Source organism: Rugamonas brunnea, from assembly GCF_014042345.1.
Classification (GTDB): Bacteria; Pseudomonadota; Gammaproteobacteria; order Burkholderiales; family Burkholderiaceae_D; genus Rugamonas; species Rugamonas brunnea.
In genome coordinates this window covers 61,639-79,180 of record NZ_JACEZT010000004.1, presented here as the reverse complement: position 1 = coordinate 79,180, position 17,542 = coordinate 61,639, and the positions used below count along the sequence as shown (strand labels likewise).

At 65.5% G+C, this 17,542-nt stretch carries 19 protein-coding genes; 9 read left to right on the top strand and 10 right to left on the bottom strand.

The features are described from left to right. Positions 1-30: 30 nt before the first annotated feature. From H3H37_RS07805 to H3H37_RS07790, 4 genes are all read right to left on the bottom strand, one after another. Positions 31-903 carry a hypothetical protein gene (locus H3H37_RS07805; RefSeq protein WP_182161155.1) on the bottom strand — a complete coding sequence of 291 codons (873 nt, stop codon included), beginning with the start codon at positions 901-903 and terminating at the stop codon, positions 31-33. 14 nt (positions 904-917) lie between these two features. After that, positions 918-1,694 (bottom strand): hypothetical protein, encoded by a 777-nt coding sequence (locus tag H3H37_RS07800; protein ID WP_182161154.1) that lies wholly within the window; start codon positions 1,692-1,694, stop codon positions 918-920. Positions 1,695-1,696: 2 nt separating this feature from the next. Continuing rightward, a complete protein-coding gene (locus tag H3H37_RS07795) occupies positions 1,697-2,197 on the bottom strand; it encodes a hypothetical protein (protein WP_182161152.1) in 501 nt (166 codons plus the stop codon). Between the two features lie 67 nt (positions 2,198-2,264). Then, entirely contained in the window at positions 2,265-2,558 is a 294-nt protein-coding gene (locus tag H3H37_RS07790; RefSeq protein ID WP_182161150.1) for a DnaJ domain-containing protein, read from the bottom strand. Between the two features lie 270 nt (positions 2,559-2,828). Here H3H37_RS07790 and H3H37_RS07785 point away from each other — a divergent pair, with 270 nt between their 5' ends. From H3H37_RS07785 to H3H37_RS07770, 4 genes are all read left to right on the top strand, one after another. Continuing rightward, positions 2,829-4,592 (top strand): glutamine--tRNA ligase/YqeY domain fusion protein, encoded by a 1,764-nt coding sequence (locus H3H37_RS07785; RefSeq protein WP_182161148.1) that lies wholly within the window; start codon positions 2,829-2,831, stop codon positions 4,590-4,592. 216 nt (positions 4,593-4,808) lie between these two features. Next, positions 4,809-6,632 carry a CHASE domain-containing protein gene (locus tag H3H37_RS07780; protein ID WP_182161146.1) on the top strand — a complete coding sequence of 608 codons (1,824 nt, stop codon included), beginning with the start codon at positions 4,809-4,811 and terminating at the stop codon, positions 6,630-6,632. A gap of 376 nt (positions 6,633-7,008) precedes the next feature. Next, positions 7,009-7,908, top strand: coding sequence for a UCP032817 domain-containing protein (locus H3H37_RS07775; protein ID WP_182161144.1), 900 nt, complete (start codon positions 7,009-7,011; stop codon positions 7,906-7,908). A 106-nt stretch (positions 7,909-8,014) separates the two neighbouring features. After that, positions 8,015-8,200: a hypothetical protein gene (locus H3H37_RS07770; protein WP_182161142.1), complete on the top strand. Its 186-nt coding sequence runs from the start codon at positions 8,015-8,017 to the stop codon at positions 8,198-8,200. Between the two features lie 195 nt (positions 8,201-8,395). On the opposite strand, the gene H3H37_RS07765 is transcribed toward H3H37_RS07770, so the two are convergent. Both H3H37_RS07765 and H3H37_RS07760 read right to left on the bottom strand, forming a co-directional pair. Then, entirely contained in the window at positions 8,396-8,635 is a 240-nt protein-coding gene (locus H3H37_RS07765; RefSeq protein WP_008445950.1) for a hypothetical protein, read from the bottom strand. A gap of 247 nt (positions 8,636-8,882) precedes the next feature. Then, positions 8,883-9,128, bottom strand: coding sequence for a hypothetical protein (locus tag H3H37_RS07760; protein ID WP_182161140.1), 246 nt, complete (start codon positions 9,126-9,128; stop codon positions 8,883-8,885). A 266-nt stretch (positions 9,129-9,394) separates the two neighbouring features. Between H3H37_RS07760 and H3H37_RS07755 the strand changes: the two genes are divergently transcribed. Beyond that, a complete protein-coding gene (locus H3H37_RS07755) occupies positions 9,395-9,658 on the top strand; it encodes a hypothetical protein (protein WP_182161138.1) in 264 nt (87 codons plus the stop codon). A 69-nt stretch (positions 9,659-9,727) separates the two neighbouring features. On the opposite strand, the gene H3H37_RS07750 is transcribed toward H3H37_RS07755, so the two are convergent. Both H3H37_RS07750 and H3H37_RS07745 read right to left on the bottom strand, forming a co-directional pair. Further along, the gene (locus H3H37_RS07750) at positions 9,728-11,269 is read right to left on the bottom strand and encodes a vanadium-dependent haloperoxidase (RefSeq protein ID WP_182161136.1); all 1,542 of its coding nucleotides are present in this window, start codon (positions 11,267-11,269) and stop codon (positions 9,728-9,730) included. Positions 11,270-11,422: 153 nt separating this feature from the next. Further along, positions 11,423-12,331 carry an SDR family oxidoreductase gene (locus H3H37_RS07745; RefSeq protein WP_182161134.1) on the bottom strand — a complete coding sequence of 303 codons (909 nt, stop codon included), beginning with the start codon at positions 12,329-12,331 and terminating at the stop codon, positions 11,423-11,425. Between the two features lie 12 nt (positions 12,332-12,343). Between H3H37_RS07745 and H3H37_RS07740 the strand changes: the two genes are divergently transcribed. The 3 genes from H3H37_RS07740 (at position 12,344) to H3H37_RS07730 (ending at position 14,611) form a co-directional block, all read left to right on the top strand. Then, on the top strand, positions 12,344-13,372 hold the full coding sequence (locus tag H3H37_RS07740) for a CDP-6-deoxy-delta-3,4-glucoseen reductase (RefSeq protein ID WP_182161132.1): 1,029 nt from the start codon (positions 12,344-12,346) through the stop codon (positions 13,370-13,372). Positions 13,373-13,394: 22 nt separating this feature from the next. Then, complete coding sequence (locus tag H3H37_RS07735) at positions 13,395-14,063, top strand: DUF1345 domain-containing protein (RefSeq protein ID WP_182161130.1); 669 nt, start codon at positions 13,395-13,397, stop codon at positions 14,061-14,063. A 188-nt stretch (positions 14,064-14,251) separates the two neighbouring features. Continuing rightward, positions 14,252-14,611, top strand: coding sequence for an HPF/RaiA family ribosome-associated protein (locus H3H37_RS07730; RefSeq protein ID WP_182161128.1), 360 nt, complete (start codon positions 14,252-14,254; stop codon positions 14,609-14,611). Between the two features lie 38 nt (positions 14,612-14,649). On the opposite strand, the gene H3H37_RS07725 is transcribed toward H3H37_RS07730, so the two are convergent. Beyond that, positions 14,650-15,438 (bottom strand): helical backbone metal receptor, encoded by a 789-nt coding sequence (locus tag H3H37_RS07725; protein WP_182161126.1) that lies wholly within the window; start codon positions 15,436-15,438, stop codon positions 14,650-14,652. Positions 15,439-15,656: 218 nt separating this feature from the next. On the opposite strand from H3H37_RS07725, the gene H3H37_RS07720 reads away from it, so the two are divergent. Continuing rightward, positions 15,657-16,640, top strand: a complete 984-nt coding sequence (locus H3H37_RS07720; protein ID WP_182161123.1) for a GGDEF domain-containing protein — start codon at positions 15,657-15,659, stop codon at positions 16,638-16,640. A gap of 4 nt (positions 16,641-16,644) precedes the next feature. On the opposite strand, the gene H3H37_RS07715 is transcribed toward H3H37_RS07720, so the two are convergent. Continuing rightward, the gene (locus tag H3H37_RS07715; RefSeq protein WP_182161121.1) at positions 16,645-17,379 is read right to left on the bottom strand and encodes a DUF5610 domain-containing protein; all 735 of its coding nucleotides are present in this window, start codon (positions 17,377-17,379) and stop codon (positions 16,645-16,647) included. Positions 17,380-17,542 lie beyond the last annotated feature (163 nt).

Genomic DNA, 17,542 nt, shown 5'->3' with positions numbered 1-17,542 from the left:
TAGCGATACGACCTGATCTGAAAAAGTCGATCAGGCGTAATCGGCATCGAGCTCGGAGCCGGCGTAGTTTTCCAGTTCCGAGAACAGCGTCTTCATGGCCGTGCGGCCACGGATATGCTGCAGCACCGTGCAGGTGTTGCGGTAGCTGTCGATGCGGTCGAGCAGCACCGGATGGTGCTGGGCCGGCACGGCGGCCACCAGCGCCGCCCAGCCTTCTTCGAAGTCCGGCTTGTTCTTGCGCACCGACTTGACGAAGCGCTCGAACTCCTTCTGCCCGGTGCGCGCCACCACCCTGCCCCCGCCTTCGACGGCGAAGATGATGGCCAGCGCGATCACGCCTTCCGCATTGAGGTCGGCATCGCTGACCGGGCCTTCGCTGTTGTGGCGACGCAGCCAGGACGCCAGCCGCACGATGGCCTGCACCTCCTTGCGCTGCTTGAGCTGCTGGGCGTAACGCTCATAGCCGGACCAGTTCTGGTTCGGGTCGGCCTGGCAGATGTCGATGAACAGTTCACGCAGCCGGCGCTGCGCATACACCGGGTCCTGGTCGTACTCGCCCACCAGCGCATCCTCGGGCAGCGCGGCCAGTTCGCGGATCAGACGGAAGCCGGCCTGGAACGCATGTTCGGCGCCGTGCTCGACGAGGAAGTCCAGCGCGGCCTCGTCGCTCTCGGCCAGCAGCACGCTCTCCAGGCCCAGCGACACGCCGCCCACCGTCAACTGCAGCGCCTTCTGGATACCATCGGCGGTGCGGTCGTTGGTGAACTTTTCGGCCACCATGGCCGTGATGCCGGTCAGCTCGTCGGCCAGGTTGACGGCGGCGTCGGGACGGGAATCCGTCGCCAGCAGCTTGATGGCGCGCGTCAGGCGCGGCAGGGTTTCTACTACGATTGCAGGCAACATCTATCGGACTTCCATCACGAGAAAATGTTGGTGCCCATGCTGCGGCGAGCGCCGGGCTTGGGCGCGCTGCGCGTGGACGGCACCTGCTTGCGCAAGCGGTACAGCAGTTCCTTGGTCGAACGCTGCAAGTGCTTGGGCTCCTCGTCCGGATCGTCGCTGAACTCGGCGTCGGCCAGGTCGGCGCTGTGGCGGAATTCGGGGAACAGCTCGAACAGCGCGCGGTCCCAGCCATCCTCGGAGGCCTGCGCCAGCGCCACGGCCAGCGGCACCACGTCGTTGTCGGACGAGGTCTGGCCCGTCAGGTAAGGGCCCTTGGAGATGATCTCGCCGGCCACTTCCAGGATTTCCTTGGGCGCCATCGAGAACAGGATGGCGAACACGGTCGAACCCCAGTCGGTGGCCGAGGCTTCCGCCAGCAGCGCGTTGCGGCGGTCCTCGTCGTCGTTGGCGAACACCACGCCGTGCACGTGCGCGAACAGCGACTCGGCGATGCGCTCGGGATCGTCCTCGATCAGATCATCGGGCCAGGTGGCGGCGAAGAAGGCCAGGCTGTCGGCCCAGGCCTTGGGCGGCACCAGCAAAGTGGCCAGCGACATCTTGCCGCCGTCAAAACCGGCCATGTGCAGCGCCGTCACCTGCGGCGGCAGGTCCTGCAGCACCTCCACCACGGCCAGGTCGCCGTGCTGGTCGGCCGCGTCGGCAAACGCTTGCTCGGCGTGGCCCAGCGAGCCGGCCAGCACCAGTTCCGTCACCTGCTTGCGCAGCGCGGGCAGATTGCTTTTTTCCGACATGGTCACTCTCCTTCCTGATCGAACATTTGGGCGAAGTCGTCGCTCGCCTGGTCTTCCTCGTACTCGTCGTCGCCGTCGTCGTTGGCCGACAGCTGGTCCAGCGACTGGTCGTCGTCGTCCCACTTGCGCGGGTTCTTGTACAGGAAGGCGGTAATGATGGCCTGGCGCGCCAGGTCGGGGAAGCTTTCTTCCAGCGCCGCGTACATCCTGGCCGGCTCCTCGCCCTGGCAGGAAGCCATGGCGAACACGCGCGACGGGTCGCCGAATTCATAGTCTTCCGCCTCGGCCAGCAAGCCCTTGGGGTTGGAAAACTCGATGTGATCGACCAGCGCGAAGGCCAGCATGTTCACATCCTCGATGCCGCCGCCGCTGGCGTATTCGGACACCAGGGCGTCGACCATGTTCTTGTAGTTCTTGTGATCGGGCGGATCGCCCAGAATGCCTTCGATCTGGCCGCCCAGTTCGCGCGACTGATAGGCAAATTCAGGGTGTACTTTTCTCATGATTACTTTCGTTCTGTACTGCTGATCGGATTGAAACGGGGCGCCGCGCGGGCGGCCCGGGGTGGCGTCAGGCCGCCGGCAACGTGGTGCCGTGCAGGCCGAAGACCGAGCGCCACAACTGGTAAGCCTCCGCCTCCGGGTCAATGATGATGCGGTGGTTCACGCTCTGGTTGTACTCTTCGCGCTTGACCGGGTCGGACAGGATTTCATACGCCTTGGTGATGCTCTTGAACCGCACTTCCGCACCGGGCGCCTGGTTGCGGTCGGGGTGGTAACGCATCGCCAGCGAGCGGTAGACCTTCTTGATTTCATCGTCCGTGGCGTTGGGCGCGACACCGAGCACATTGTATAAATTTTCCATTAGGAAATTCTCCGGGCCGAATGCCATAAACATTAAAGACGAATTATCCTATAGATCGGGTGCCGCCGTCCCGCTTTGGCCCCGCTTTGGCTGGCATACGGGCAGCAACCCACCGCCATCGGCACGCAAAACGCGGCCGCGCGAGCGTCATCGCCGTCACAATCTTGTCTATTCTTCCATTTCGATGGCGCGCCGCAGCAAATCCCGCTCCACGCGGGAGCGATACGGTAAAATGCCCGCTACTCGACACTTTGCAAAGCAACTTTTCAGATGAGCAACGATAAAAACAGCACCGCGCCGGCACTGGCCTCCAACTTCCTGCGCGCCATCGTCGAATCGGACCTGGCGGCCGGCACCCATGTGCGCGACGGCCTGCCGTCCGTGATCACCCGTTTCCCGCCCGAGCCGAACGGCTACCTGCACGTGGGCCACGCCAAATCGATCTGCCTGAATTTCGGCCTGGCGCGCGACTACCAGGGCCGCTGCCATTTGCGCTTTGACGACACCAATCCCGAAAAAGAAGAACAGGAATACGTCGACACCATCATCGACAGCGTCAAGTGGCTGGGCTTCAATTGGGACCATGAAGGCCCGAACGGCACCGAGCACCACCTGCACTACGCCAGCGACTACTTCGAGCAGCTGTACGCGATGGCCGAATACCTGATCACCTCGGGCCACGCCTACGTAGACAGCCAGAGCGCCGAGGACATGGCGGCCAACCGCGGCAACTTCAGCACGCCGGGCAAGAACTCGCCATTCCGCGACCGCCCGCGCGAGGAATCGCTGCAACTGTTCCGCGACATGCGCGCCGGTAAATTCCCCGACGGCGCCCACATCCTGCGCGCCAAGACCAGCGAAGACGCGATGGCCTCGCCCAACATGAACATGCGCGACCCGGCCATCTACCGCATCCGCCACGCCCACCACGTGCGCACGGGCGACGCCTGGTGCATCTACCCGATGTACGACTACACGCACCCGATCTCGGACGCGCTGGAACAGATCACCCATTCGATCTGCACGCTGGAATTCCAGGACCACCGCCCGTTCTACGACTGGCTGCTGGCGACGCTTGCCGAAGGCGGCTTCTTCAAGCAACCGGTGCCGCGCCAGTACGAATTCTCACGCCTGAACCTGACCTACGTGATCACCAGCAAGCGCAAGCTGCGCCAGCTGGTCGACGAGAAGATCGTCGACGGCTGGGATGATCCGCGCATGCCCACCATCGTCGGCCTGCGCCGCCGCGGCTACACGCCCGAAGCGATCCAGTTGTTCTGCGAACGCATCGGCGTGACCAAGTCCGACGGCTGGATCGACATGAGCACGCTCGAAGGCTGCCTGCGCGAAGACCTGGACCCGAAAGCGCCGCGCGCCACGGCCGTGCTGCGCCCGCTCAAGCTGATCATCGACAACTTCGACGCCGGCGCCAGCGAAGACTGCAGCTCGCCCGTGCACCCGCACCATCCGGAAATGGGCGTGCGCACCTTCCCCATCACGCGTGAACTGTGGATCGAGGAAGAAGACTTCATGGAAACGCCGAGCAAGGGTTACTTCCGCTACTACCCGCCGATCGGCGACGCGCCGGGCAGCCGCGTGCGCCTGCGCCACGGCTATGTGACCGAATGCACGGGCTATGACAAGGACGAGAACGGCAAAGTGATCGCCGTCCACGTCAACTACTTCCCCGACAGCAAATCGGGCACGCCCGGTTCCGACAACTACAAGGTCAAGGGCAACATCCACTGGGTGTCGGCCGCCACCGCGCTGGAAGCCGAAGTGCGCCTGTACGACCGCCTGTTCACCGACCCGCAGCCGGACGGCGGCGGCAAGGACTTCATGCAGGCGCTCAATCCGAACGCCAAGGAAGTGATCACGGCCTACCTGGAGCCTGGCATGAAGGCGGCCCAACCCGACCAGCGCTTCCAGTTCGAGCGCCATGGCTACTTCGTGGCCGACCGCGTCGATTCCACGCCTGGCAAGCCGGTGTTCAACCGCATCGTCACGCTGAAAGACAGCTGGGTCGCCAAGTAAGCGGACGCCCGCCCGGAAAACCGCCTTCGGGCGGTTTTTTTTTGCGCGCGCGACAGCAAAGCGTGCGCCATTTTGCATAGGACAAATAGCAATTTGACAAACAACTTGACGCGACTGTAAAACGGGTTTATAAATCAAGCAACATTTCCCCGCCGACCAGGCCGCCACGCCCCGGCCTCGCTTCCCACCACCAGGAACTGTCCGGCGACCACCCTCATGCCCACCATTCCCGCGTACAAGAATTGGCTTTCCCATGCGGCTTCCGTGTGGTGGACAGGCGCGCTGTTGTCGCTGGGCGTGGGACTGGCGCTGTATGTCGTCACGGCACTGTCGATCGAGCATGATGCGCACCTGCGCTTCCAGAACCAGACCCGCAACGCCCAGTATGCCATCGCGGCGCGGGTGCGGGCCTATACGGACGTGCTGCGCGGCGCGGCCAGCTTCTTCCAGGCGACAGACGGGGTGGACCGCGCCAGCTTCCACCGTTACGTCAACGGCCTGAACCTGCCGCAGGAATTCGCCACCATCGACAACATCAACTTCGCCCGCTACGTGGGCGATGGCCAGCGCGCACGCTTCGAACGGGCCGTGCGCGCCAGCGCCAGCGCGCACGACGGCTATCCGGCGTTCGCCGTCGAACCGCCGGGCCGGCGCCCCGACTACACCATCATCACGCTGATCGAACCGGTCGAGCAGTACGGCGACAAGCTGGGCCTCGACATCGCCGCCCGTCCGGCCGTGGCCGCGACGCTGGCATTGGCGCGGGACACGGGCGCGCCGGCCACCTCCGGCCAGCTGATCACCGTGCCCGGCCAGCCGGGCCACGCCAAACTGGCCCTGCGCCTGCCCGTCTACCGCCAGGACGCGGTACTCGACAGCGTCTCGCAGCGGCGCGCCGCCTACCTCGGCTCAGTCGGCATCGGCTTCAGCGTGCGCCGGCTGGTGCAGGCGGCGCTCGACGAAATCGGCGGCCACGACCTGCGCCTGGCGCTGTACGACGACGGCGCACTGTACGAGCCGCGTCCGCGCACGGCGCCCGACCAGCTGTTGTTCTCCAGCCCGGCGGGCGGCGCCCGTGGCGGGCCGGCAGGCGACGCCTTCACCACTACGCTGACGGTCGAATGCGGCGGCCGCCTGTGGCAGGCGCAATTCAGCGCGCCCAAGGCAGCCTGGCACTCGCGGGTGGACCGCTACCTGCCGTGGCTGGCGCTGGGCATGGGCGGCCTGGTCACGCTGCTGCTGTACCTGCTGTTCCACACGCTGGCCACGTCGCGCCGGCAAGCCGTGCGCATGGCCAAGGGGATGACACGCGAACTGCGCGACAGCCAGGCCAGCCTGCAACGCTCGCATTACCAGTTGCGCCGCCTGGTCGCGCACGCCGACCGCATCAAGGAACAGGAACGCAAGCGCATCGCGCGCGAGATCCACGACGACCTGGGCCAGAACCTGCTGGTGCTGCGCATCGAGGCCGACCTGCTGGCCGCGCGCACGCGCCAGCGCCACCCGCGCCTGCATGCGCGCGCGCGCACCACGCTGGGCCAGATCGACCGCACCATCCGCAGCGTGCGCCACATCATCAACGACCTGCGCCCGGCCGTGCTGGACCTGGGCTTGAACGCGGCCGTCGAATGGCAGATCGCGCAGTTCCGCCGGCATGGCGGGCTGGCGTGCGAGCTCGACGTCGGGGACGAGATCGCCGTCGACGACCTGTGCGCCACCGCTTTGTTCCGCGTGCTACAAGAGTCACTCAGCAACGTTCTGCAGCATGCGCGCGCCAGCGCCGTGCGGGTGGCGCTGCGCCAGCGCGACGGCGTGCTGACCATGACCGTCAGCGACAACGGCGTCGGCATCGCGCCCACGGTACGCAACAAGCCCGGCTCGTTTGGCCTGGTCGGCATCGAGGAGCGCATCGGCCTGCTGGGCGGCCACTGCACCATCGGCGCCGGCGAGCACGGCACGGGCACCACGGTGACCGTGGTGGTGCCGCTGGGCGAGCGGGCAGATACCCAGGCGCAGGACGGCCGGGTGCTGGCGGCATGAAAAACCTGCCAGTTCATTGAGAAATATCAATAAGGGGATCTTTTCCATGGGCAACAATTTCCCCTCCTGACGCGCTCGCCACAGCCGTTCCGGGACCGCAACGCGGCGGCGTCACGGGCCGCGACTTACTGTCATTTTGCAAGCCATTCTCATAGTGCCGATTACCGACAATTTTTTAAATTTCACGTTGCAATCGGTGGTGCGCCGAATATACTGGTGATGTTGATATGCATCAACTAACTGCTACCCGACCTCCGTAGCAGCGCGGCCCGGGCAACACTGCATCAACGGCCGGCGACCAGGCCACCGCTTCCGGCGGAGCGCGCCGCGCCACCCACTTCGTTTTCAACTCACTCAAGGCAAAGGGAATTCATCCATGATTTCACATGACAGCTTTCAAGCAATCGCCGACCTGGACCTGGAACCGATCAAGGTCAAACTGATGCATGAAGAGTCCGGCGAAGGATGGTCGCTGGAGCAGGTCAATGCGGTCGAGTTCGAGTACCGCCGCTTCCTGTACCTGATGAAGACCTTCCCGCATGAGCAAACGGCGCCGCTGATGGACGTGGATATTTTCTGGCACTACCACATCCTGGACACGATGAAATACGCAGCCGACTGCGAAGCCGTGTTCGGCTATTTCCTGCACCACTTCCCCTACATCGGCCTGCGCGGCGAGGACGACGAGCAAGTGCACCACCGCGTGGGCGAGCGCATGCGCGAGCTGTATGAAGCGACCTTCGGCGAGAGCTACGACCGCAGCGCCCGTCCGGCCTACTCGGGCGCGGCGGTGCAGGCGGGCGGCGCGGAAACGGCCTACTCTGGCGCGGCCACCAGGCAGGCCGGGGAAACGGCCTATTCCGGCGCCCAGACGGTCGCCTATTCGGGCGCCGCCACCCAGCAGGCCAAGCAGACGGCTTACTCGGGCGCACAGGCTGTCGCCTACTCGGGCGCGGCCACCAAACAGGCCAGGGAAACGGCCTACTCGGGGGCGCAAACGGTGGCCTATTCGGGCGCCGCCACCCGGCAAGCTCAGCAAACGGCTTACTCGGGCGCGCAGACCGCCTATTCCGGCGCAGCCACCAGGCAGGCCAAGGAAACGGCGTACTCGGGCGCGCAAACGGTGGCCCACTCCGGTGCCGCGATTTCTGATGCGAACGCCAACAAAATGGCCTATTCTGGATTACAGGCAGAACAGCAGACAGCCTACTCCGGCGCGGCGGTCGCGGCCCAGCCCGACAGCATGTACACGGTGCGGCCACGCCTGAGCGCATAATGGACACCTAAGCGCACGTACTGGCGGCACGGCCGCCAGCGGCCAGACCATGATGCCGGGGTTCGCAAGGGCCGCCGGCATTTTTCATTCTTTCGTGGAGGGCATCATGAGCGTCAACGCCGTCACCACCAGCAGCAGCGCCGCCGTCCAGGCGCCGCCCGCACCGCCGCCCAAGCCGGCGCAAAAGCCGGCCGCCGAGCAGGTCGCGGCGCCGCCTCCGCCACCACCTCCCGCACCGGCGGTCAACACCCAGGGCCAGAAGATAGGCACGACCATCAGCACCACGGCTTGACGGTACAAGGAAGGGAACGAGGCTGGCCGCAAGGCCGGGGAAGACGCGCACGCCGCGCCACGCGCGAGGGCGGCAGGACAAAAGAAGCGCGGAGAAGACGGTACGCCGGACGGCGCCGTCATGGCAGGCCCGCCGGGCCTGGCGCACAGACGAGCAAGGGCGTCAGGCTGCGCTGACGCCCCAGGCAATGGCTGCTTAGGCAGCCATCAGCTCACGCAGTTCACGGATGCTGAAATCGCTGATCTCGTGCATGCGGATCAGGATGGTCGCGCCGATCGGCAGCGTGTTGTGGCGGATCTTGCTGATCACGGGTGGAGCGACTTCCAGCGCGCGCGACAGTGCCGCATCATTTTTCAGTTGCAGTTTCTCAATGATGGCATCCAGCACACGGTTCGGGTTGTACGTAGGCGATGCGGTGATTTCTTTGATAGACATGATGTTCACTAGGTTTCCGGCCGTCTCTTGGTAAGAAAACGACACTCAAATAAAAAATATGCAGCTACATTTCCCCGCTCGCGGCCCCGGACGCCAGTTTTCCTACTGGCATACGGCGCACAACCGGGATAATGCACGCTTCCGTTAACGTAAGGCTAACTCATCAGACATTTCTGTGAGATTTAGAGAGATTTTACGCCTATTTCTTGTGGTAGGAACATTTTCCTTGCGAAATAAGTAAAAAACCTTAGCGTTTGCGGCTGAAACCTGCTGCTAGGAAACACCATTCGACGGCCAACAGCGTGGCCAGCTGGGCGATTGTGCCCGGGAGGAACAGGCCTTGGCCTGTGGAGGGGACGCCACAGTGGGACTCGCCATACCAGCCCAGCTGGCGGCGGATCTCATCCGGGGTGGGAGGGGGACGGCGGTCGAATTCGCGCAAATGCATATAAGCCCGGACCTGTTCCTTGGTCGGATGCAGAGAGGTAGGCATGTCGCGCTCCTTCACGGTCACCACCGGCTTGCGCTGGCGATAGTATCGTTAACGGCCAGCTAAGCGATTTCCGCAGCCGCCACGACGATTTTGCTCACGATATCGTATCATAGAGCCGCCTGGTTGATGCACATCATGCAACTCGTCTTACAAGTGTGTCGGATTAAGCTTACACGTAACTTGCAGCCTGGCCGCGGCCCACGGCCGGCGTTGCGCTAGAATGACGGCCCTGCCCACGAACGCAACCGACGCAAAAGATGACCGCCATGACCTACGAAGAATTCCTCGATGAAGTCACCACCCTGCTCACCGAGCTGTATGACATGGCCGACGACGCCGCCATCAAGCTGGTGATGGACGCCCAGGCCGCCGATTATTTCGTCACCCACGACGACCAGCCCGAACTGCGCACGTTCGCGCAGGCCAAGAAGGAAGCCGTGGCCCTGTACGACGCCCGCCAGAAAAAAACGCAGACGCAGCAAAAACAACAGCAGCGCCTGCACCAGCAGCGCGTACAGAAGAAGCGCTGAGCCATCCGGGCGGCCGGCCCGTGCCGGGCCGGGGCCGCCCTCAACGCCCGTCACCGCGCAGCACCGCCATCAGGGCCGCGCATCCCCCTGCCAGAACGACGCCGCCTTCAGATAGGCTTGCGCGCCGGCGCTGCGCCCCAGCTGGCGGCCCGCCTCGTCACCGGCGCGGAAATGAATGCCGCCGTAGCGGCGCGACATGCCGGCCTCATCGGCCGCTTCCGAGAAGGTGCGCCATGCCAGCACCACGTCCGCCGCCGGCGAGGCCGGTTCCGCCTTGAGGCTGTGCGCCGGCACCGTGACGCTGGCGCTGAACGTGTCGGCGCCCGTGTAGCGGCGCAGCACCTCGGCCGCCGCCGCGCTGAACGCGCTGTGGCCGCTCACATATTCCGCGAACGGCGGCACCGGGAAGGTGCTGGGCTGGAACGGGATCCAGGCTGCGCCATCCATGTCCACATTGTCCAGGCCCGGGCCGCCCCAGCCACGGATACGCTTGCCATTGAACAGGTAGCGCACGGCCGTGATCGGACGCGAGGTGTTGTAGTAGCGCTTCGCTTCCCAAGTGCCGATGCCGGCGTCGAACATGGCATTCGACAGCGCGAAATACATCTTGGCGTCGTCATCGAGCGTGTGCTTGTCGCGGGCCGACACCAGCTGGGCGAACAAATGCCAGTGGCCGGGCGGCTGTTCCGAATTGGGGCCGTCGGCCCAGTAGTCAGCCATGCTTTTCTGGCGGTCGTCCAGGGCGGCCGTCAGGTCGATGATTTCCTGCACTTGCGCCACATAGTCGGCGCTGCCGAACGCTGGTGGCGGGGCGGGCCGCAACTGGTCGCTGCGGGTCAGCGCGAAACCGAGCACCTTGCCCCAGTGCGGCGCGATGTAGGCTGGCGTGACGGTGGCGCCCGCCAGGTTCGGATAGCTCAGCGGTTGCCAGGCCTCCGGGTGCGGCATGGCCGACAGCGGCGTGGCCACCGCCACCGTCATGGCCGGGTTGACCGGCACATAACCGGTGTAATCCGCGTACGGCACCGGATTGCCGCCGGGGCCGGGCGGCGCCAGCTCGCCCAACTGGTTGGCGCCGTCCACGTGGCGGTAAGCCAGCAACGCCTGGGCCACCAGGTGGCCTATGCCTTCCGGCGTGGCAGGGTCGGACGAGCGCACGGCGGGGTCGTAACCGAGCTTGACCATCAGCGCCTCCAGGCTGCTCTTCTGGCTGGGATAGATGTCGAGCAGCGTTTCCAGCGCCGCGTAGCTGATCGCCTTGGCTTTGTAACTGTCGGTGCGCTCGCTGGCCGGGCGCCGCAGCGTGTCGCCGTAGCGCGTGCCGTTGGCGCGCGCATCGTAGGCGGCCCAGGCGTCGTACATGGCGGTCGACACCATGGCCAGCCCGCGCGCCGAGATCGGCGGCCCCAGCTTGACGGTGCGGATCGCCTGGAGGTGGGCCTGCTCCCACTGCAGCACAACGTTGTCGCCCGCCGGCACGATCAGCGCCGCCTGGGTGGACGCGGGGGCGGACGGATCGCTGCCGCCGCAGCCGGCCAGCGCCAGCATCACGCCCGCGCAGGCGAAAGTGGTCCAGCGCGCGCCCTTGCGGCTGGAAGAAGAAATCAACATGGTTGCCTTTGTTCTGGATGGATCAACGTGGGAAAGGTTGTCCGGAAGATTTTCCGAATGACAACCTTTCATTTTTGCACGCGATTCTACCAATAGTACCCGGCGTCCATTGATAAAAAATCAAAAAATGTGGCGTGAGGGATACGCGACGCGTCAACCGGCGCAACCGCACTGGCAACCACAACCGCCGCCCAGCGCGTCGGCCACCGTCGGATAGCGCAGGCGCATGCCCAGCTCCTGCTTGAGCCGCGTGTTACGCATGCGCCGCGATTCGGACATGAACGACAGCAGCGTTGGCGTGACCACCCGCTCCAGCTCCGCGCGCGGCAGGCGCGGTGCGCGCGCCAGCCCATGGGCATCGGCCACCAGGTCGAAGTACTGGCCCATCTTCATGTCGCTGTCGTCGACCGCGTGGTAGACCCGGTTCGCCTGCCCCCGCAGCAGCGCGCGCGCCACGATGCGGGCCAGGTCGTCGGCGTGGATATGGTTGGTGTACACGTCATCGGCCTCGATCAGCGCCGGCGTGCCTTCGCGCAGGCGCTTGAGCGGCAACCGGTCGCCCGCGTAGATGCCGGGCACGCGCAGGATGGACAGCACCGCCTTGCGGCGCACGGCCCAGGCCCGCAGCACCTGCTCGGCATCCACCCGGCGCAGGGCACGCCCGTTGCGCGGCGCCACCGGCCGGCTCTCGTCTATCATCGCGCCGCCGCAATCGCCATACACGCCGCTGGTACTGACGTAAACCAGGCGCCCACCCTCAGGTAGAATGGCGGTCAAATGCCGGGTGCGCAAATCGCGCGCGCCGTCGGACTGCGGTGGCGCCAGGTGCACCACGTAAGGCGCCAGGCCTTGCAGGCGACGCAGCGTGGCGGGCTGGTCCAGATCGGCCACCACGGGCACCGCGCCAAGCGCGCGCAATTCGGCGCAGCGGGCCGGCTGGCTGGTGACGGCGAACACACGGAACTGTGTCCGCAACAAGGGCAGCAAGCGCATGCCCACATCGCCGCAGCCAATGATCAGCAGGCGCGGACGGTGGAATTTTCGAATAACGGTTTTTTTCATAAGAAAGATTGTATGACGTTTCAAATTACTGTACAGCCCAGCGGCCATCAATTCACCTGTGAGGAAGACGAAACCGTCCTGACGGCCGCCATGCGCGCCGGGGTCGGCATTCCCTACGGCTGCAAGAACGGCGCCTGCAGCTCGTGCAAGGGCAAGGTCGTGTCGGGCACGGTCAGCCACAAGGCCCACCAGCAGAAAGCGCTGACGCCGGAAGAAGAAAGCGCGGGCTGGTCGCTGTTCTGCTGCGCCACCGCCCACAGCGACCTGGTGATCGAGGCGCGCGAAGTGGAAGGCAGCAGCGAGTACCCGGTCAAGAAAATGCCCTCGCGCGTGAGCACGCTCGAAAAAGTGGCGCCGGACGTGATCGTGATGACGCTGCAACTGCCGGCCAACGAGAAGCTCAAGTACCGGGCCGGCCAGTATATCGAATTCATGCTGCGCGACGGCAAGCGCCGCAGCTACAGCGTGGCCACGGCGCCGGACTCGGAACAACCACTGGCGCTGCACATCCGCCACATGCCGGGCGGCCTGTTCACCGAGCAGGTGTTCACCACGCTCAAGGAGCGCGACATCCTGCGCTTCGAAGGCCCGCTGGGCACCTTTTTCGTGCGCGACGACAGCGACAAGCCGATGGTGCTGCTGGCCTCGGGCACGGGCTTTGCGCCCATCAAGGCCATCGTCGAACACCTGGTGCAGCAGGGCTCGCAGCGTTCCATGACCTTGTACTGGGGCGGCCGCCGCCCGCAGGACCTGTACATGGATACGCTGTGCCGCAAGTGGGCCGCCGAGCTGCCCAACTTCCAGTACGTGCCGGTGGTGTCGAACGCGCTGGCCGAGGACAACTGGCAGGGCCGCACCGGCTTCGTGCACCAGGCCGTGATGGCCGACCTGCCCGACCTGTCCGGCCACCAGGTATATGCCTGCGGCGCACCCATCATGGTCGACACGGCCCGCCAGGATTTCGTGGCCCAGTGCAAGCTGCCGGCCGACGAGTTCTACGCGGACGCGTTCACCAGCGAAGCCGACATCAACCAGCCGTGATGACGGCCACCACGCTCGCCCCATGACAAGACGTCTCCGGCTGCCGCTGCGCGGTTTCGTCCGCAGCCGCCCGCACCTGATCGGAGCCATCGCACTCGGCGCCGTGGTGGCGCCGTTCCTGCCCGACGCCTGGTCGTGGCTGACGCGCCTGCTGGTGGCGTGGAACGCGGGCACCTGGGGCTACCTGGTGACCATGGCCTGGATGATGATGCGCGCCGACCACGCGGTGGTCAAACGGATCGCCGCCCGCCAGGACGAGCGCTCGCCCGTGATCCTGTCCACCCTGTGCGTGGCCGCGCTGGCCAGCCTGGCGGCCATCGTGTCGCAGCTGTCGACACTAAAGGACGTGGCTGCCGACGAGCGGGCCTGGCACTACGGCCTGGCCGTGCTCACCCTGCTCGGCTCGTGGTTCCTGGTGGGCACCCTGTTCACCTTCCACTACGCCCACCTGTACTACACCGAGCCCGGCGCCCCGCCGCTGGCCTTCCCGGACGGCGAACAGCAGCCCGATTACTGGGACTTCCTGTACTTCTCGTTCACCATCGCGGTGGCCGCGCAAACCTCGGACGTGACGGTGCGCGCGCCGCTGATGCGCAAGCTGGTGCTGGGCCAGTCGGTGCTCAGCTTCTTCTTCAACCTGGTCATATTGGGGCTGTCGATCAATATTGCAGCGGGCATTATCAACACCTGAGGAATACCCAAGCATCGCGTAGGGACATGATCTGGCATGGCTTTCGCCGTTGCCGAAAAGGAGTAAGATAAAACCGTGTGCAAGGCGATGAGGCCACCAGGTTTGGGTGCACACCGGCCGCGCCATGGGCGCCGGCCTCGAAGCGCGATGCTTTGACCCTGCCTTCTTGTATAACCGGGAGTAAGCATATGCAGATCAATATCAACACCGATAAAACCATCGAACGTCATGCAGGCCTGGACGAACATGTGCAATCTGTCGTCAGCGCCGCCCTCAACCGGTTTGGCGAGCATATCAGCCGCGTCGAAGTCCACCTCAGCGACAACAAGGGCCAAAAGTCGGCCGACGGCGACAACCGCTGCCTGATGGAAGCGCGCGTGACCGGCTACCAGCCGATCGCCGTGAGCGACCACGCAGCCACGCTGCACCAGGCCATCGGCGGCTCCGCCGACAAGCTCAAGCGCGCCATCGACAGCGCCCTGGGCCGCCTGAACGACGCCAAACTGCGCGCGTCCACCCCGGACAGCGCCACCGAAACGGCTGATTGATATAGCCTGGACGGCCCGCCGCCCTGCGCGGCGCGCCGTCAGCGCTGCGCCAGCTGGCGCAAATAGCGCAATCCCTGCAGCGACCGGCTGCCATACCACGACATCATTTCCCCATCGACCAGTAGCACCGGCTTGCCGATCTGGCGTTCCAGCGCATCGCAATGGGCTTCCGTGAAGCGGTACGGTTCACTCGACAACAGCACGCCATCGATGGCGGCCAGCAATTCCGGCGTCCAGGCAAAACGCGGATAACGGTCCGCGCCCAGGTCCGGCACCTGCCAGCCTATCTCGGCCAGCATGTTGGCGATGTAGGTGTCGCGCGACACGCTCATCCACGGGTCTTGCCAGATGCAATACAACATCGTTTGCGGGCGCGCGGGCGCCGCCGCCCGCTCTGCGCGCAAGGCCTGGTATTCGTCCTCGAACGCCGCGCACCACGCTTGCGCCCGCTCCTCCGCGCAGAAGATGCCGCCCATCAGGCGCGCCAGTGCCACGTTGTCGTAGGGCTGGTTCGGATGGGTGACGACGATGTGGGGCACGAACGCGGCCAGCGCATCGACCGTGGGCTTTTCGTTCTCGTCGATGTTGACCACCAGGTGGGTGGGCGCCAGCTTGCGGATCTTGTCCAGGTTGACGTCCTTGGTGCCGCCGATCTTGGGGATGGCTTGCACCACCTCGGCCGGGTGGATGCAAAAGCCCGTGCGGCCCACGATCTGGCCGGCCAGGCCCAGGTCGCACAACAATTCCGTGATGGAAGGTACCAGCGATACGATGCGGGCCTGCGGCGCGGCCACATGGTGCTGGCCGATGGCGTCGATGAAGCTCATCCGAGTGTCCCGGTAGCGAAGAATGGCGCTATTGAAACACGGCCGCACACCAAGGTCAAAAGCCCCCTTCAAACCGGGGTCAGGTCATGCCTTCGCGCAAAATGCGCGGAAGCATGACCTGACCCCGGTGTCGGTCTTAGGTGCCGTGACAACTTTGTTTGCGTTATGATCATGCCCAGGCTTGCATGTTGGCAGCCGCGTTCCCCTGAAAGACGATCGTGAAACACATCAGCACCTTTGGCGCGTCCGGCCATCAGCTCAGCGAACTGCAACTGTTCCGCGGCTCCGATGACGCGCCCGCCATCGCCCGCCGCCTGGCCGGCTGCGCCGTCATGCGGGTGGAGGCGGGCCAACCCGTGGCGCACGGCCAACAGGCCCGGCTCTACATCGTGCTGAGCGGTGCGCTGGCCGTGGCGGCCGACACCCGCACCGGCATGGCCGACGGCACCGTCAGCAAGGTGCTGCCGGGCGAAAGCGTGGGCGAGCAATCGGTGCTGGACGAGGAAGCCAACCTGGCGTCGATCACCGCGCTCGAACAGAGCGACCTGCTGGTGATCGAGGCCGACCTCGTGTGGCAACTGATCGACGAGTCGAACGCGCTGGCGCGCAACCTGCTGCGCTTGCTGTCGTTCCGCATCCGCGCCGCCAACGCCCAGTTGCGCCGGCGCCAGAAGCTGGGCGAGTTCTACCGCCAGCTGTCGATGATCGACGGCCTCACGGGCCTGTACAACCGGGCCTGGCTCAACGATGTGCTGCCCACCATGGTGGCCACGGCACACGGCGCCGGCACGCCGCTGGCGCTGATCATGATCGACCTAGACCACTTCAAGAAATTCAACGACAGCCACGGCCACCTGGCCGGCGACCAGGCGCTGCGCACGGCGGCCCAGGTGCTGAGCGGCGCACTGCGCCCGACCGATTGCGCCGTGCGCTACGGCGGCGAGGAAATGATGGTGCTGCTGCCCGACACCAGCGACAAGGTGGCGGCGGCCGTGGCCGAGCGGCTGTGCGAACGGATGCGGCAAGCCGTCGTGTTCGGCGACATGCGCCTGCCGCTGCCCCACATCACGGCCTCGCTGGGCGTGGCCAGCCTGCAGCCGCAACAGGACGAGCACGCGTTGATCGCAGCGGCCGACGCGGCCCTCTACCGCGCCAAGGAAGCGGGCCGCAACCGCGTGGCCCTGCAAGAACAGCCGGCCTGACAGTTCACGCGCGGCCGCCGGCCGCCGGCGTGGCCACCACCGAGGCCTGGGCCGACACGGACGCCGTGTGAGTAACCGCCACCGCTGCCGGCGTGGCGGGCGTGGAGGTGGCTGGCGCAGAGATGCCTGCTCCAGCTGTGCCCGCTGCGGATGCGGCATCCGCGGGAGCCGGCGATGCAGCGACGCTGGCCGCCTTGCGCTGCGCCGCCTCGAAGTCCGCGTAGCCCTTCTGCACCAGTTCGTAGGTCTTGTCCACGTTGCCGGCGATGTCGCCGTTCAGCACGTTCAGGCCGGTAAGAATATCGCGCGCCTCCTTGAAGCCCTGCTCCATTCCGCCCTTGATGGTAGCCATGAAATTGCTCAGCATCTGCTCCGGGTCTTCGCCCGCATGCTGCTTCTGGTAAGCGCCATAGAACGCCGTGGACAGCGACACGATGCGCCCCGCCGTGCCCTCCGGCGTATTGTCCTGCGACATGGCGTTCTGGATCGCGTTCTCGCCGAACTGCCCGCGCAACGCTTCGTTGATGCCGGTCAGCGCCGACTTCAGCAGCAACGCCAGCGGATCGTCCTGGGCGCCGATCGACACCGTCAGCGAGGCCTGCACGATGGAGGCATTCAACTGCAGCTTGGCCTGGGCGGCCGGCGCCGGTCCGGCCTCGCCCGTCTGCTGGCTGGCCGCCACGTTCACTGGCGCGCTCGGCGCCGCCACGGTGGCGTTGACGGAAACGTGATTTGACATGATGGTGCTCCTTGCCCCAGCATATTGGACAAACTTGCTCAGCGCGCGGCCAGCGGCCATGCCGCCAGCCCCGGGGCAAACCAGTTGTGTGCGGCGCTGCCGGGGCGCGCACGGACTCGGCCTGGTCTCCCACCTTATACTATCGGCCCGCGGCCAGAAAACT